Genomic DNA, 16,898 nt, shown 5'->3' on the forward strand with positions numbered 1-16,898 from the left:
ACCGCTCCGACAGCTCCGACAGCTCCGACAGCTCCGACAGCTCCGACAGCTCCGACAGCTCCGACAGCTCCGACAGCTCCGACAGCTCCGACAGCTCCGACAGCTCCGACAGCTCCGACAGCTCCGACAGCTCCGACAGCTCCGACAGCTCCGACAGCTCCAGCACCTCAGCCAGTGGCAACGCAGTCAGCCGCAGAATATTTGGCAAACCCACTTTAAGATTTCCGTTTAACAATAAAAAAGACGCCTTGGCGTCTTTTTTCATTTTAGGAAAATTAGGGCTTTTGCAGTTGTGTTAAGGTTTTACGCGCCAGTCCCGGATCATCTGCAAATACACCATCTACACCAGCTTTATAGAAGTTTTCAAATTCTTTGGCCGCCCCCGTATCACAGCGTTCTGTCGCCACAGAGCTACATTTTAAATAGTCAGGTAAAAAACCATTTTCAGGTCTGAGCGTATAAGGATGGACTTTCAAACCAGCAGCATGGGCATCTTTGACAAAAGTGGTTTGTTTAAATTCAGTGTTTGAAAAAATATAGGTTTTACTTGGACCTACACCATCTGCATATTTTGCCACTGATTTTAGGCCTTCTGCAGTGGCTAAACTTGCATAATTTTGAGGTGAGCTTTGTTGCTGTAAGTCACCCGGTATGGCAGTTGGGCTATCTAATAATTGAATAATTTTGCCATGTTTGAGGGTTTTCTTTTGCGTGAGTTGATCACGTAAGTACTTCAGATTGGTGGTTTCAAAGGACTGTAAATATACAGGCGCGATATCACGTGTATAACTATATTTGGCAAGCGTGCAAAACAGGGGGCTTGGTGACATGGGTTTTATCGTCATCCGAATTACATGCAGATAAACCGAAAACGCTAAATAGGAGCAGTGAAGACACGCTCCATGAGGATTTCACTTTACTTGTTATCGCTATATTCAACTGCTTTGTTAATTGTTTTTGCATGGCTGCCTCTGCATCTTTTTATATAAATGAATGATGTTGCAGGCATACATTGCAGGGCAGTGGCTAAGACTTCATGACAGAGGCGGTTTTGTCACATAAATTTACTAAAATAGCTGAAGTGGAGGCTCTCCATATTTTCTACATATTTCGCTCGAAGCAAGGTTTTTATGTAGTCTAGGCTTGTAATCAAGCTCATTGTGATTGATTATCAATAAGATTTTTTGAAAAAATTCAATCTACATTTTTTATTTCATTAATTGAAAAGTGACATGGACTGATGCTGTCTAAGTTTTTTATTTATCGACCAATTTTTGCAGGCGTATTGGCGATCATCGTCATGGCGCTCGGGCTATTTGCTGTCCTCAATTTACCCGTAGAGCGCTATCCAGATATTGCGCCACCACGAATTACGGTCAGCGCAAGTTATAGTGGTGCGTCAGCAGAAACAGTCGAGGAAAGTGTCACACAAGTTCTTGAGCTACAAATTAAAGGAATTGATCATCTTTTATATTTTAGTTCAAGCAGCGACTCTTCAGGTCGAAGCCGGATCAGTATCAGTTTTGAAAATGGTACTGACCCAGATACCGCTCAAGTACAAGTACAAAATGCCATAAATGGGGTAATCAATCGGCTGCCCGAAGATGTGCAGCGCCAAGGGGTAAATGTCTATAAATCTTTGGGTGATACCCATATGGTTATCGGCCTCTATGATGAGACTGGCAAGAGTTCGAATATCGAACTTGGTGACTATATGATGACGCATCTAGAACAGGACATTGCTCGAATTGAGGGCATCGGTGAAGTCGATGTTTTTGGTTCGCAATTTGCCATGCGCATTTGGCTCAACCCACTGAAGCTAAAGCAATATAGCCTTATGCCCAGTGATATCCGTGCGGCTGTTGAATCACAAAATACGCAGGTGGCCGCCGGCGCCGTAGGTGAATTGCCGAGTTTATCGGATCAATATCTCAATGCAAAAGTCACTTCAGGTTCACGTTTAAAGTCAGTTGAAGAATTTGAAAATATTATTGTCAAATCTGCACGAGACGGCAGTTTTGTCTATTTAAAAGATGTTGCACGTGTTGAATTGGGTGCGGAAAATTATTCAGGGGTGAATACCATTAATGGTTATCCATCTTCAGGGATGGGGATCTCATTGGCATCTGGGGCAAATGCACTTGAAACCTCAGCCTTAATTAAGCAAGAAATTGAACAGTTAGCGAAGCAATTACCTGCCGGTTATAAAATCGTTTATCCACGGGATAACACGCCATTTGTACAAGAATCGATTAAAGAAGTGGTGAAAACGTTATTCGAAGCCGTTTTACTGGTGGTTTTGGTGATGTTTATCTTCTTACAAAATTGGCGAGCAACGCTGATACCTGCGATTACGGTGCCTGTGGTGATTCTTGGGACTTTAGCGATTTTATATGCTTTGGGCATGACCATTAATACGCTCACATTGTTTGCATTGGTACTGGCCATCGGTCTGTTGGTCGATGATGCGATTGTTGTGGTGGAAAACGTCGAACGTTTAATGCATGAACAACAGTTAACAGCAAAACAAGCGGCCATCGAGTCGATGCATGAAATTAGCGGGGCATTAATCGGGATTACTTTGGTATTGACCGCTGTATTTATTCCCATGGCGTTCTTTGGTGGCTCAACGGGCGTGATCTATAGACAATTTTCCATCACACTCGTGGCTGCAATGGGCTTGTCACTGATGGTTGCGCTGATTTTAACCCCTGCATTATGTGCCTTAATTTTAAAACCCAATCCGAAACCACAGCGCTGGGCGATTTGGTTTAACACCAAATTAGAGACTTTAAAAACCAAATATCTAGCACTTGCACAAGCCACGGTTCGTTATCGCTTATGGACGGTGGTTTTGTTTGCGGGGCTCATTACGGTATTTGCTTTGTTTTATCGTGCTTTGCCGACCAGTTTTATTCCTAGTGAAGACCAGGGCATTTTGAGTGTGCAACTTAAATTACAAGAAGGTGCACCGATGTCGAAAAGTCGTGAGATCGGTGAACAAATTCGGCAGTACTTTTTGACTGAAGAAAAGCAAAATATTGATTTGGTGATGATTCGTTATGGACGAAATTTTTCTGGTACGGGTCAAAACTTAGGGCAAGGCTTTATTGCACTGAAGCATTGGGATGAACGTTCAGGACAATACAATTCAGCGCAAGCGATTCGTGAACGTGCTATGAAACATTTTAAAAAGTTCAACAATGCACAAATCAATGTCAGCATGCCGTCTTCAGTCAGCGGTCTTGGGCAAACCGATGGTCTGGAGTTTTGGCTGCGAGATATGAATGGTGAGGGTCGTGCTTATCTCGATGAGCAATTTAAAAGCCTGCAAGAGAAATCCGCACAATTCAGTAGTTTCGAAAATTTAGACAAACGCTCTAACCCAGACAAAGCTGAACTGAAAGTTGATATTGATCAAAAACAAGCGATGGCTATGGGTTTAACGCAAAATGCGATTAATAGCACCATGAGTAGTGCATGGGGCGGGAGTTATATTAACGATTTCATTGACCGTGGACGTATTAAACGCGTCATGATGCAGGCAGATGCCGAATTCCGTTCTAAACCAGAAGATTTGGCTTATTGGCATGTACGTAATGACCAAAATGAAATGATTCCATTTAGTAATTTTTCAACCATTGGCTGGAGTGGCGGCCCTGAAGTCGTCAATCGCTTTATGGGATACACCGCATTACAAATGGAAGCGGATACAGCCAAAAATGTCTCAAGTGGCCAAGCCATGCAGGATGTTAAAGCTTTAGTCGATCAGGTGCCTGGCGTGGATGTGGCATGGAGTGGTTTATCTTTTGAAGAGCAAAAATCAAGTCATCAAGCGATTTGGCTATATTTGGTCTCGATTGGATTTATTTTCCTCTGTCTTGCCGCCCTATATGAAAGTTGGAGCATTCCGACCGCAGTCATGAGTGCGATTCCACTCGGGATAGGCGGTAATATTTTGTTTAGCTACATGACCGGTTTTCCAAATGACATCTATTTCCAAATTGCCTTGCTGACGACCATCGGTCTGTCCTGTAAAAATGCGATCTTGCTTGTAGAGTTTGCAGCGATGGCACAAGAAAAAGGCAAACATGTAATCGAGGCTGCAATGGAAGGCGCAGCACTACGTTTACGTCCTATTTTGATGACCTCTTTGGCTTTTGGTGCAGGGGTGGTTCCTTTAGTTCTTGCTTTTGGCGCAGGTGCAGCCAGTCGTCAAGAGATTGGGGTAAGCGTACTCGGTGGGGTAATATTCGGTACGGTCTTGGTGCTGATTTTTATTCCGTTTATGTATGTGATGGTCCGCTCTATTTTTAAAATCAAACCGGTGTCTGAAACTTAGAAATAATTCACGCACAGTGTATAGCTCTAGTAAAAGCCACCGTGAAAGCTTGAGTACATCGCGGTGGCTTTTTATGTCGCCAAATTTATGTCACCAAACTTTCGACAGGGAATGTTCACAGAGAATTTTCGCAAACAACGTTCACCGAGAACATATTGAAGAGATTTGAAACTCTTTAGTTTATCCTTCAAAATGTGCTCTACATAGAAAGATTAAAATAAGAGTGAGTTGAATGGCGGATTTAATACAAAGACAGCGTGAAATTTCCGCTTTGCTGCAACAACAAAATTATGCAGCAGCAGTTTTCGCTTTACAGCCTCTGAACTACGCTGATCAGGCTCGTTTAATTCAGCAATTTCCAATCGAAGATCAAATCGAGTTACTTTCAGGTTTAGACCATCAAGGCTTGGTATTTGAGTTTTTCCCTTTTGAGTCACAGCGACAGCTGATTTCACGTTATCCACTGCGTCTACAAATTGAACTATTTGATGATATGCATTCTGATGATGCAACGGACTTATATAAAAGTTTAACTGATGCAGAACAAGATCGGATTTATCAACAACTTGATCAAGATACCCAAGAGCATCTAAAGGCGTTATCTGCATATGCAGAAGAGTCTGCAGGTGCAATCATGAGTTCAGACTATGTCAGTATGCCTGCTGACTTTACCATGCAACAAGCTATAGAGGCCTTACGCCATGAACCGCATGACCGTGAAACCCTGTATTTAATTTATGTCACCAATGATCAGTCTCAATTAGAAGGGGTGATTTCACTGCGGCAAATTTTGCAGGCCGATCGTGATGCACGGATTCAACAGGTGATGACCAAAGATGTGGTGACCGGCTGGATAGATGAAGATCAAGAAAGCATTGCGCGAAAATTGGCAGAATATGATTTTATGGCCTTGCCGATTGTGGATCATGCCCAGCGTTTGATGGGGATTGTCACCTATGATGATGCGATGGATGTGGTACAGGCTGAAACCACTGAAGACTTTTTAAAAGCCAGTGCGGTGAGTACCGAACCAGGTATGAGCATTAATAAAGCACCGATTTTAAAGTTGTATCAAAAGCGGGTGTTCTGGTTGGTGACATTGGTCTTTGGCAGCTTATTGTCCGGATTAGGCATTTCATATTATGAAGACATCATTGCCGCACATATCGTCTTGGTTTTTTTCTTACCCTTATTGGTCGGAAGTGGAGGCAATGCAGGTTCACAGTCTGCAACCTTAATGGTGCGAGCGCTTGCCACTGGGGATGTAAAAATTCGTGATTGGTTTTATTTATTGGGTCGGGAGACGCTCGTCGCGCTTTGCCTCGGTGGAACCATGGCCATTGCTGTATCGATTTTAGGCTACTACCGTGGTGATGCAACCGTCGCTTTGGTCTTGGCTTTAAGTATGATGGGTATCGTATTGCTCGGTTGTTTAATTGGCATGAGTTTGCCCTTTGTACTCAATAAGTTGAAGCTCGATCCTGCAAGTGCATCTGCACCCTTGGTGACCTCGATTTGTGATGCGACAGGCGTGGTGGTGTATTTGATGATTGCTTCACAATTGCTCAATTTATAGAGATTAGCATTTTGCTACAGATTGAAGACTTCTAATATGTTTTAATCTCAGTGATTTACACGGTTTTTATTGGATAAAACATGACTGAACCATTAAAACAAAAAATGTCAAAGCAAGAAGTCATTCGTCTTGAACGCGATCTCGCAAAGTTTGCCAATATGATGGACTCCGTGGTTCGGATTCCATTTACTCGACAAGGGGTAGGTGCGGACGCAGCGTTGAGTACCATTCCCGTAGCTGGTGATATCGCAGGATTTGTCTTGACCTGTTATGCCGTCTATAAAGCCAAACAGATTGGCGTACCACAAGCCAAATTAAATGGTGTGATGAAACTCGCAGTTATAGATGCTGTCGTGGGGTTTATTCCTGTTGCAGGGACGATCTTTGATGTGTTTATTCGACCGAGCCGTAAAGCTTTAGATGTTGTACATACGCACATTCGTGAAGAATATCAAATCAGTACAGATCAACATGTGGTACATCCGTTTTTACATGAAAAATTAGAACAGAAACAACAGCAATCTGCTTTTTGGCGCAACCCTGTGGTTGCATGGATATGGATCCATATCCCAGATATACTCGGGATGATTTTCTTATTAGTCTTTATCTTTGCAATTTATATGGGTGGTTCATTGCTTTGGCAATGGTTAAAGGCCAATGGGGTATTGTAGAGAGAAATGCACTGTTGCTTGAGCGCGATCAATGAAAGGCTATTCAACTGAAAAGTGATTGATAAAACGGTAAACGCTCTGAGAAAAATTAGACTCAATAAAAAAGCCTCCATAGGGAGGCTTTTTTACGACTTACATCAGATGCTGAATTATGGGCAATCTAATTGTTGTAAAGCCGCAACACGTTGTTCAATCGTTGGGTGTGTTTGGAACAATGCAGCTAAGCTGAAACCTTGTTCTTGACCCGCAGAAATAGCAAAGGCTTTCATTTCTTTTGGCATTTGATCTGGCATTTCAGATTCTGCTTGTAAACGTAATAGGGCAGAAATCATCGCTTGTTTACCTGCTAGACGCGCACCAGCTTCATCGGCACGGTATTCACGGTAGCGAGAGAACCACATCACAATGGCAGACGCTGCGATACCAAAGACAATATCTAATACAATCGTAATGACGAAATATGCGATACCCGGTGCTTCACCATCTTCACGACCGAAGACATTACGGTCGATAAAGTCACCTGCTACACGTGCAAAGAACATGACAAAGGCGTTGACTACACCTTGCACCAAAGCAAGGGTCACCATGTCACCATTGGCTACGTGACCAATTTCGTGAGCGAGTACGGCACGCAGTTCATCTTTGTTCATACGCTCCAATAGACCGGTAGAAACCGCCACTAAAGCATCATTTTTGTTCCAGCCTGTTGCAAAGGCATTAGACTGGTACGATGGGAAAATACCCACTTCTGGCATTTTGATACCAGAACGTTGTGCCAGTTGCGCAACTTCGTTGAGTAACCATGCTTCAGCTTGGCTACGTGGTGCATTAGGGTCAATCAGCTCTGTACCCGTGGTTTTTTTCGCCATCCATTTTGACATGAATAGTGAGATCATCGAACCCACCATACCGAACACAAAACAGATAACGAGCAAGTTGCCTAAGTTTAAGCCGCCTGCACCGTGGTAACTACCGACACCGAAGAGTGACAAGATTATGCCAGCTACAACCAGTACCGCGAGGTTGGTCAGCAAGAACAAACCAATCCGCATCATTGGGTAAATCCTCTTATTATAGAAAAATGATCTGATTTACAAATAAAAATCATTAAACTCAATATGAGGTGAAAGTCTTAAAATTTCAAGGAAAAATTAGTAAAACAGATGCAATTTTACAAAATCAGTGATTTTATTCATTGAAATAAATGCGCGCTGAGGCAGAAGCATTTGCTGTCGCAAATGAACCTGAAGGTGCATCGGTAAAACTACCATTGTCCGTTTGAATAATTTGACGTGCTGGAGACTTGGCTACAGTAGGGGCAGCGGCATGATAATTGTCCGAACTGGCAATAATCCGACCACTATTTGAAGTGCTATTTGAACTACTCGAACCCGAGACACTTAAACTACCAGCATATAGGTTGCTGTAGCGGCTAGTGACACGGCGGACATAGTCTTGAGTTTCACGAAAAGGAGGGATGCCACCATATTTTGCGACATTGCCTTCACCTGCGTTATAACCTGCTAAGGCAAGTGAGGTGTTACCATTAAAACGTTTCAGCAGCCAAGATAAATAGCGCGCACCAGCCATAATGTTCTGATGTGGATCATAGGCATTTGATACATTGAAGCGACGTGCAGTAGCAGGCATGAGTTGCATTAAACCTTGCGCACCGACAGGCGAGCGTGCATTGGTGTTAAAACCTGATTCGGTATGCATCACCGCTTTGATTAGACCTTCGGATACACCATGCTGGGCCGCGGCTTGTTTAATAATATTGTCAAAGGCATTTTTATTACGGCTATAACTTGGTAACACAGACGCTTCATTTGAGCCCCAGTTACTATAACTATGGATATTACTGTCCGGATAGTAGGTTTTTTTCTCGACTTTCAGATTGCTATAGCGGCCTTGTTTATTGGTTAGTAGCGTTGTGCCGTTACTTTCACGTAATTGATAGATCGTTTGGCCGGCAAAAATGCTCGGTGCAGCTAAACTGATAGCCACACTTCCACTTAATAACAGCCCCAAAGTCCAAGTATTGTTTTTCATTTTATTGTGAAGAAAAAAATTCTGTCCCCAAACAGTTAAAATAGAGTTTATCAAAAAAAAATCAGATGAAAAGGCTTCGAGGGCTGATTTCTTCTTTACTTTGTAAAAATCAAGTCATTTTGATGATTCAATAATCAAAAAAAATATTTATTTTTTTTTAATGAGCATAACTTGACACATCTAAAGCATTGATAAGTAAGGGATAATAAATTGATCAAAAAATGATCAATTTAAATAGAAGCCTTAAAATAAGGGCAGCTCACCTTGTCAAGTCATTTAAAATCCACAAAGTTATCCACAGCTTTTGTGGACAACTGTGGAAAAGTCCAAAAGATAAGCGTTTCGCCTAAAAAATGAACTCGACCGTATAAAATAATGCGCTGAGGATGACGTGATCATGACAGTATTTTTACTTTTTTCGGAAATTACATTCTTTTGATGCGAGAAGTCTGCGAATCGGATAAAATTGCGCGGTATTTTTTTTTAGGTTTAACTCGTCTATGTTCTCGCCAGTTGAGTCCGAACAAGGATTTAATTTCAAACCAGAACTACCAACTAGCTCTGCGTATTATCGTTTATTGAAAAAGCTACGCCGTCAGGTCGGTCATGCCATTCGTGATTTTAAAATGATCGAAGAGGGCGACAAGGTGATGGTCTGTATTTCAGGCGGTAAAGACAGTTATACCTTGCTCGACATTTTGTTGCAGTTTAAGCGTATTGCACCGATTAATTTTGATGTGGTTGCGGTCAACCTTGACCAAAAACAACCGGGTTTCCCTGAAGAAGTATTGCCACGTTATTTAGAAGAAAACAAAATTCCGTATTACATCTTAGAAAAAGATACCTACAGCATTACTAAACGTTTAACCCCAGAAGGTAAAACGTATTGTGCAGTATGCTCACGTTTACGTCGTGGTTCGTTATACGGCTTTGCTCAAGAAATTGGGGCGACGAAAGTGGCTTTAGGTCATCATCGTGATGATATTTTGGCGACGTTCTTCTTGAACTTGTTCCATGGCGGTAGCTTAAAAGCCATGCCACCGAAATTATTGTCTTCTGATAAAAAGAACATTTTGATTCGTCCACTGGCTTATGTGGAAGAAAAAGACATTATCAAGTATGCAGAAATGCGTAAGTTCCCAATTATCCCATGTAACTTGTGTGGTTCACAGGAAAACTTACAACGTGCGATGCTAAATGACATGCTGCGTACTTGGGATAAAGAATTTCCAAAACGTTTACACAGTATTTTTGGCGCATTGCAAAATGTATCGCCTTCACAACTGGCAGACCGTGAGTTATTCGACTTTGAAGCCTTGGATGAACAACGCGAATTTGACTTCAAAAATAGCGAAAGTTGTTCAACTGAAGAAGGTGAGCCTGAAAGCAAACGCATTAATATGGTGAACTTAGGTTTTATGGCAGATTAAGCCGAAAACTTCATCACGCAAAAGGCATTCTACGGAATGCCTTTTTTATGCTTATGATTTTTCTCATTTTGTTGTTAAACAGTTAAATATTGAACGGTGCGTACAAAAAACTTTAGCCTTTTCGCAAATGATCATGCTATAACAAGCCTCAAGCAAAATATGCTTGCACTGATGTTGTCCGGAACGGCAACACACACGAACAAAATAAATTGAGGAAAGATCATGCCTGCTTTTTTAACTGATGATTGGTTTTCAACTGTAGAAACTCTGACAGCTCAAGCTGGTGATTTAAACTTACCACCTGCATTGGCTAATCTTGCAATTAACCTTGTGGTTGCTGACGCTGCAGGCAATACTGAATTGTCATTAGATGGTGGTGCAATTAAAAAAGGTTTATCTTCAAACGCGAAAACAACGTTGAACATGGATGCTGAAACTTTACGTAAAGTATTCCTTGAGTTTGATATGGCTGCAGCGATGCAAGCGTTTATGACGGGCAAAATAAAAGTACAAGGTGATATGTCACAATTGATGGCATTACAAACAGCAAAACCAAGTGCTGAGCAAAAAGATTTGTTCAAAAAAGTACTTGAGCAAACTGCTTAAGTTTAAAACGAAAAAAGCTTACCTAAAGGTAAGCTTTTTTTTGTGCGCTCACATGTAAATGTTAGGTGGACGCATATTAGATATTCACAAGTTGAGGTGTGGTTTTAATATGTTCCAAATACGCACGAATACGCGTGACATATTGCACAGCTTGACGATAACGACCATTGCTGGCCTTGTTACGGTCTAGATAAGCATATAAATTCACCCACTTATTCGGGTTTTTACCCTGAGACTGGATGCGCTTTTGAATCTGACTTACAGCACCAGGACCCATGTTATAAGCCACTAAGGCATACCAATTACGATCAGGGTACGGAATGTTACTATAACGGTTTAACATTTGGTCATAGTACTTTGCACCACCTTGAATGCTTTGAGTCGCATCTGTACGGTTGCTCACACCCATGGCTTTTGCTGTACTGTTGGTCAGCATCATAATGCCACGAACACCCGTTGGGGATACCGAGTCAGGTTTGAGGTAAGACTCTTGATAACCAATTGCTGCCAATAAATGCCAGTCTAGGTCGTATTGCTTGGCCGTGTTTTTAAAACTTGCCTTATAGATCGGCATACGTTTACTTAAATCACGTTGAATCACATTCCAAGAATCTTGTTTGACCACATTACGGTTGTAGAATGATGCCAACTGTCCAATTGCGCCATTTTGTTTGGTACGGCAAATAAAGCCACTCGCGGTTTGGCTGAGTGGATCGTCTGCATTTTTAAATACCCAGTTTAAGTTGCTGTTTAAACCATTCTTTTTCAAAGAAACGGTATCACCACAACTGGCTGAAAATGACGTCAAATGCTTGGCTTCAATGGTACTCATTTCGGCAGTGGTCATAGCAAAATTGGCTTGACCTTTGGCAACCATTTTTAAAGCAGTGGCATTGTCATTCACTGTTTTAAAATCTAATTGGACATTTAAACTTTCTGCATAGTTACGTGCAAGGTCGTAACCAAAACCATGTCGATGTTTACCATCCTGAAAAACAATGTCAGGATTGGCAACGGCAACAACAGTGAGTTTATTACTGTTGACGACAGCATCATATTGATGAGCTGTTTTGCTGGCATTAATACTGTGAAAAGGAATTAAGACAGTACTAAGTGCAAGCGCTTTAAATGGGAGAGAGTTAAAAGAGTTAAGGCAAAGCCTCGACCCAGAAGTTGAACTACTGTGCATGTTGTCTCCGCTACAAGTAATTTATGCCCTAAAAAGCAAAGGCAAACACGCCTCAGACTTTTTCAAGTTTGATAAATTCAATAAGGGTTGGGCAGTCATGACGTCATTCAAAAATGACTAGGGGTTTTCGGGAAATATGTAGAAAATCTACACTGGATAAAAATTAAACAAGCCTGAAAGATGTGCGCATAATAATAAGCAAAAAAATACTTGTCAAATTTTGTACGAAAAAATATTAAAATATGTAACATAAATAATTGATTTTGTTTGCGAATAAATTTTATATACTTTGCCTGTGTAGAAATGGAGGATAAAATAGGCATGTTTTGTAAAAATCAGCGCTTGCTCAAGGCCGAAAAATCATCATGAAATCTAACTTAATTACCCGTGGTGGACACGATTTATTGGTCGCTGAACTTCAACATTTATGGCATGAAGAACGACCTGAAATTACCAAAAAAGTGAACTGGGCGGCCAGTCTTGGCGACCGTTCGGAAAACGCGGATTATCAATATAATAAGCAATTGTTACGCAAAATTGACCGACGTGTACGCTATTTGGGAAAACGTTTGGAAGAGCTTCGTATTATCGATTATTCACCCGAACAAAAAGGGAAAGTCTATTTTGGGGCGTGGGTCGAAATTGAAAATGAAGACGGCGAACAAAAAACACTAAGAATCGTGGGGGTAGATGAAATTTATGATCATCATCCGCAGCATATCTCAATTGATTCACCTATGGCTCGAGCACTCCTGTCGAAGCAAGTGGATGATGAGGTCGAAGTCCTAACTCCATTGGGAAAAAAATGTTGGTATATCAATTCAATTCGTTATGAAATGGGCGAAAGTACTGAAAAATAACAAACTGCTTTTATTTTGTTCAATTAGACGTATTTTTTACAAAATAATTTGCCATTGCTGAATTTTGTTTATATGATGGCGGCCATGGAAGCGTGGCAGAGCGGTTTAATGCACCGGTCTTGAAAACCGACGAGGGCGCGAGTCCTCCGTGAGTTCGAATCTCACCGCTTCCGCCAAATTCAAAAACCCTGATGTTTTTAACATCAGGGTTTTTTTATATGTGTAAATTTAGGCAATGCAATTAGCTATGATCTCAATTTAATACATATTTATTCACCTTCAATTTTTCTGACCTAATCCAAAATTTTCGAATCGCCTAAATTTTGTATGAACGATTCGCCAAGTGTTCAAAATAAAGCAAAATAATTTGCCAAGCTGAATTTTTATTTATATGATAGCGGCCATGGAAGCGTGGCAGAGCGGTTTAATGCACCGGTCTTGAAAACCGACGAGGGCGCGAGTCCTCCGTGAGTTCGAATCTCACCGCTTCCGCCATATTCAAAAAACCCCAATGTAAAACATTGGGGTTTTTTATTGCCTAAATTTTTTGAATAGTTTTTTTCTACAGGCGAAGCTGATATACAGCATGGATATGACATGCTATTAATTATTCACAATAAACAGAAAACAAGATCAATCGATTTAGAAAAGGAATTCACCCATGCAAAAACCAGAGCTTATTCATGAACTGGAATGGCAAGCGCGTTGTCAATTGGCGGCTCTGTATCGCTTGGTGGCTTATTATAAAATGACCGACTTAATTGATACCCATATCAGCTTACGTTTAAGTCATGAACCGGAGCATTTTCTGATTAATCGTTATGGTGTGACCTTTGACAAAATGACGGCTTCGGATTTGGTCAAAATTGATCATGAAGGTAAAATTGTTGAAACCTATGATGCAGGGAAGATGGTGAATGTAGCAGGCTTTGTGATTCATTCTGCCTTACATCATGCGCGTGCAAATATTAATTGCGTGATTCATACGCATACTGCGGATGGCGTGGCAGTTTCTGCACAGGAACATGGATTATTGCCAATCTCACAACATGCGTTAAAGTTCTATCAGAACATTGCTTATCATGAATATGAGGGCATAGCCTTTTCAACTGAAGAGCGTGAAAGATTGGTACAGGATATGAGGCATTATCGCTGTATGATTTTACGTAATCACGGTTTGCTTGCGACTGGTGATAGTGTGGCACGGGCATTTCATGAAATTTACTTTTTAGAACGAGCTTGTCAAATTCAAGTAAAAGCATTGTCGAGTGCTACATTGCATTATCCAAGTCCGAAGGTTTGTGAACATACGTTGCAGCAGTTTGAAAATCCGATGGCCGAGCCCATTATTCAAGCGGCTTGGCAGGCGGCCTTGTCCTTAATTGACGATCAGCAGTCAGATTATTGCAGATAATATAATTTTCAATCATCTAGCTCATAGAGTATAGGCGCTATGCCTTATGTGCAGAAGAATAGTCATGGCTTGAGCAACGCGTTATCATGTTCATAGTGGAACTATGAGATGAACTATGAAAATCGTTGCAGATGAAAATCTGGCATTTACTGAGTATTTTTTTGCCGAATTTGGTGAAATAAAGCAAGCGGCAGGTCGAACATTGACCCATGCAGATGTCAAAGAAGCCGATGCATTGTTGGTACGATCGGTGACTCAGGTAAATGCAGACTTAATTCAACAGACCGCACTCAAATTTGTCGGTAGTGCTACGATTGGAACAGATCATTTAGATATTACTGCTTTAGAAAAGCAGGGGATTGCTTGGTCAAATGCCGCAGGTTGTAATGCACAAGCGGTTGCTGAATATGTGATTACGGCATTGCTTTATGTTAAACCTGAATTGTTGAATGCAAATGAAAAATTTACCTTGGGCATTGTTGGTTTAGGTAATGTTGGTTCACGTTTAGCCGTCATGGCAGAATTATTCGGTTGGAATGTCATTGGCTATGATCCATTTGTGCAATCTGATCAGGTGAAACAAGTTGAATTTGCAGAACTGTTAAAAAGTGCAGATGCGATTAGTACTCATGTGCCACTGACCAAAGAGGGTGAACATCCAACCTATCATTTAATCAATGCTGCTGCGCTTGCTGCTATGAAGCCAACTGCGATCTTGATTAATTCCGCGCGTGGGCCAGTGGTCGAAGAAGTTGCCTTAATTGCCGATATTCAACAGACACAGCGTAAAGTGGTCTTAGACGTTTTTGAGCATGAGCCAGAGATTTCAGCAGCGTTGTTAGATTTAATTTACGTGGTGACACCACATATTGCGGGCTATAGCTTGGAAGGTAAAGCACGTGGCACACAGATGATCTATGAAGCATTTTGTCAAACTTTCAAGCAACCGATAAATAAAGCTTTTGAAAGTCAGTTGCCCGTCTGTGAGCAGTATTTTACGGGTGCTGACTTTAAGACGGTATTACAGCGTTATTTAAAAGATATTTATGACATCGCTCGTGATGATGCCAACTTACGTGCTTGCCTAAAAGACGGCAAGGTGGATCAAAAAGCCTTTGATTATTTACGTAAAACCTATCCTTTACGCCGTGAATGGGCTGCACATGGAGGCCCAGCAGCATGAGTCAAATGAACTTTCAACCGAGTTGTGAACTCACTGCACTTCGTGCACGTGCCACGATGTATGCTCAAATTCGCCAGTTTTTTGCGGCACGTGATGTACTAGAAGTGGAAACACCTGTGCTTTCTCAAGCGGGTGTCACCGATGTGCATTTAGCATCGGTACAGGCTCAGCGCCATGTGAATGGTCAAAAGCAAACGCATTATTTGCAAACTTCACCTGAATTTGCCATGAAACGTCTGTTGGCAAGTGGCAGTGGATCTATTTACCAAATCTGTAAAGTTTTCCGTGATGATGAACATGGACGTAAACACAACAGTGAATTCACCATGTTGGAATGGTACCGTCCGGGTTTTAGCTTAAAAGACTTGATGTTTGAAGTGACGGACTTATTGAATGAAACTTTGAAACAGCGCTTTGGTGAAGTTCGTCCAACTATTTTGAGCTATAAGCATGCCTTTATGGATCGTTTGGATTTGAACCCGTTACAAGCTTCTTTACAAGATCTGAAAGATTGCTGTCGTCGTGTGGGACTAAGCTTAGATCTGGGTGAAGACCGTTTAGGCTATATCGATTTATTGTTCTCGCATTATGTTGAGCCGAGCCTCGGTTTTGATACGCCAGTGTTCCTTACAGATTTTCCACCGGAAATGGCTTCTTTGGCGAAAACCCGTGTGGACGAAGATGGTGAATTGGTTGCAGCACGATTTGAGCTATATATCGAAGGTTTAGAGTTAGCAAATGCTTATGATGAACTGATTGATGCAGACGTTTTACGCCGTCGTTTTGAGGCGGATAATGCAGAGCGCGCTAAACTTGGCTTGCATGTGATGCCGATTGATGAATATTTGCTTGCTGCATTACCGTATATGAGTGAGTGTGCAGGTATAGCCTTAGGCATTGATCGATTGCTAATGGTGGCAACGAATCAGTTAAAACTTGAAAAAGTCATTAGTTTCCCAGCTGATATTTCTTAAAAAATGTCTTGATCGGCTGATGGTAAAATTGGCCGATCAATTTAAATATTTAGTAAAACCCAAACTATAGGCTTCAAACCCTAAATTTTGATAAAAAGCATGTGCGGCATAGCGTTCAGGACGATTACCACTGTTGAGTAAAATACGTTTTAGACCTTGTCGCCGAGCGCTTTGCTCAATGGCTTGCATGAAGCGTCGCCCTAAACCTTGACCGCGATAACTGGCATCAATGACAAAAGCCTGAATCCGAATAAATCCTTCCTCAAACTCCCAACTGTATTGTTGGATAAAACCTGCATAACCAATGACGCGGTCATCAGCCGTCATCACCAAGGTTTGATAATGCTTATCCAAATGAATCAACTGCCAATGCTGTTGGAGTCGCTCTGGTGGTATTTCATAACCCAATTGGAGTGTGAGTTGATGAATGTCGAGGAGATCTTTTGGGAGGTGTAGTGGACGAATTTGGGGATGCATATTGTCAGCTCGATGGTTTGTTTTCCTTAGAGCATAGATGAATGAGCCTTGATGTGAATGCAGATATTTTTCAAAGCTTATCTATATCTGAAAGGGCAAGGTGAAATATTGCAAAAGTTAAAGT

The 16,898-nt window shown here is 41.5% G+C and carries 14 protein-coding genes, 2 tRNA genes and 1 pseudogene; 12 read left to right on the forward strand and 5 right to left on the reverse strand.

What is annotated here, in order from left to right:
* On the forward strand, positions 1 to 219 hold a 219-nt coding region (locus FTT77_RS17490; protein ID WP_257234580.1), incomplete at its 5' end, for a hypothetical protein.
* Positions 220 to 275: 56 nt separating this feature from the next.
* Here FTT77_RS17490 and FTT77_RS13755 read toward each other — a convergent pair.
* Positions 276 to 815: pseudogene (locus FTT77_RS13755) on the reverse strand (glycerophosphodiester phosphodiesterase family protein); the annotation flags it as partial.
* Positions 816 to 1,240: 425 nt separating this feature from the next.
* Here FTT77_RS13755 and FTT77_RS13760 point away from each other — a divergent pair.
* The 3 genes from FTT77_RS13760 to FTT77_RS13770 all read left to right on the forward strand — a co-directional run bounded on the left by FTT77_RS13760 (position 1,241) and on the right by FTT77_RS13770 (position 6,589).
* Entirely contained in the window at positions 1,241 to 4,342 is a 3,102-nt protein-coding gene (locus FTT77_RS13760) for a multidrug efflux RND transporter permease subunit (RefSeq protein ID WP_180109441.1), read from the forward strand.
* A 232-nt stretch (positions 4,343 to 4,574) separates the two neighbouring features.
* Positions 4,575 to 5,918 carry a magnesium transporter gene (gene mgtE / locus FTT77_RS13765; RefSeq protein ID WP_180026672.1) on the forward strand — a complete coding sequence of 448 codons (1,344 nt, stop codon included), beginning with the start codon at positions 4,575 to 4,577 and terminating at the stop codon, positions 5,916 to 5,918.
* A gap of 80 nt (positions 5,919 to 5,998) precedes the next feature.
* Positions 5,999 to 6,589 (forward strand): DUF4112 domain-containing protein, encoded by a 591-nt coding sequence (locus FTT77_RS13770; protein WP_111883898.1) that lies wholly within the window; start codon positions 5,999 to 6,001, stop codon positions 6,587 to 6,589.
* Positions 6,590 to 6,738: 149 nt separating this feature from the next.
* Here the strand turns inward: FTT77_RS13770 and htpX are convergent, their stop codons facing one another.
* On the reverse strand, positions 6,739 to 7,644 hold the full coding sequence (gene htpX / locus FTT77_RS13775; protein WP_078190437.1) for a protease HtpX: 906 nt from the start codon (positions 7,642 to 7,644) through the stop codon (positions 6,739 to 6,741).
* 133 nt (positions 7,645 to 7,777) lie between these two features.
* Positions 7,778 to 8,641 carry a lytic transglycosylase domain-containing protein gene (locus tag FTT77_RS13780; protein WP_180007505.1) on the reverse strand — a complete coding sequence of 288 codons (864 nt, stop codon included), beginning with the start codon at positions 8,639 to 8,641 and terminating at the stop codon, positions 7,778 to 7,780.
* A gap of 500 nt (positions 8,642 to 9,141) precedes the next feature.
* Between FTT77_RS13780 and ttcA the strand changes: the two genes are divergently transcribed.
* Positions 9,142 to 10,071 (forward strand): tRNA 2-thiocytidine(32) synthetase TtcA, encoded by a 930-nt coding sequence (gene ttcA, locus FTT77_RS13785; protein WP_168378304.1) that lies wholly within the window; start codon positions 9,142 to 9,144, stop codon positions 10,069 to 10,071.
* 222 nt (positions 10,072 to 10,293) lie between these two features.
* The gene (locus FTT77_RS13790; RefSeq protein ID WP_180008384.1) at positions 10,294 to 10,677 is read left to right on the forward strand and encodes an SCP2 sterol-binding domain-containing protein; all 384 of its coding nucleotides are present in this window, start codon (positions 10,294 to 10,296) and stop codon (positions 10,675 to 10,677) included.
* 76 nt (positions 10,678 to 10,753) lie between these two features.
* Here FTT77_RS13790 and FTT77_RS13795 read toward each other — a convergent pair whose 3' ends face one another.
* Positions 10,754 to 11,866: a transglycosylase SLT domain-containing protein gene (locus FTT77_RS13795; protein WP_180109442.1), complete on the reverse strand. Its 1,113-nt coding sequence runs from the start codon at positions 11,864 to 11,866 to the stop codon at positions 10,754 to 10,756.
* A 365-nt stretch (positions 11,867 to 12,231) separates the two neighbouring features.
* On the opposite strand from FTT77_RS13795, the gene greB reads away from it, so the two are divergent.
* The 6 genes from greB to epmA all read left to right on the forward strand — a co-directional run bounded on the left by greB (position 12,232) and on the right by epmA (position 16,297).
* A complete protein-coding gene (gene greB, locus FTT77_RS13800; RefSeq protein WP_180008380.1) occupies positions 12,232 to 12,726 on the forward strand; it encodes a transcription elongation factor GreB in 495 nt (164 codons plus the stop codon).
* Positions 12,727 to 12,812: 86 nt separating this feature from the next.
* Positions 12,813 to 12,902, forward strand: a tRNA-Ser gene (locus FTT77_RS13805).
* A 229-nt stretch (positions 12,903 to 13,131) separates the two neighbouring features.
* Positions 13,132 to 13,221: transfer RNA gene (locus FTT77_RS13810), tRNA-Ser, on the forward strand.
* 166 nt (positions 13,222 to 13,387) lie between these two features.
* Positions 13,388 to 14,140, forward strand: a complete 753-nt coding sequence (locus FTT77_RS13815) for a class II aldolase/adducin family protein (protein WP_180008378.1) — start codon at positions 13,388 to 13,390, stop codon at positions 14,138 to 14,140.
* 115 nt (positions 14,141 to 14,255) lie between these two features.
* Complete coding sequence (locus FTT77_RS13820) at positions 14,256 to 15,323, forward strand: 4-phosphoerythronate dehydrogenase (protein WP_180008376.1); 1,068 nt, start codon at positions 14,256 to 14,258, stop codon at positions 15,321 to 15,323.
* 5 nt (positions 15,324 to 15,328) lie between these two features.
* Positions 15,329 to 16,297 (forward strand): EF-P lysine aminoacylase EpmA, encoded by a 969-nt coding sequence (gene epmA / locus FTT77_RS13825; RefSeq protein WP_373683566.1) that lies wholly within the window; start codon positions 15,329 to 15,331, stop codon positions 16,295 to 16,297.
* Between the two features lie 36 nt (positions 16,298 to 16,333).
* Here the strand turns inward: epmA and FTT77_RS13830 are convergent, their stop codons facing one another.
* Positions 16,334 to 16,774, reverse strand: a complete 441-nt coding sequence (locus tag FTT77_RS13830) for a GNAT family N-acetyltransferase (RefSeq protein ID WP_180008372.1) — start codon at positions 16,772 to 16,774, stop codon at positions 16,334 to 16,336.
* Between the last annotated feature and the right edge of the window lie 124 nt (positions 16,775 to 16,898).

The organism is Acinetobacter sp. YH01010, from assembly GCF_013420775.1.
Taxonomy (GTDB): domain Bacteria; phylum Pseudomonadota; class Gammaproteobacteria; order Pseudomonadales; family Moraxellaceae; genus Acinetobacter; species Acinetobacter amyesii.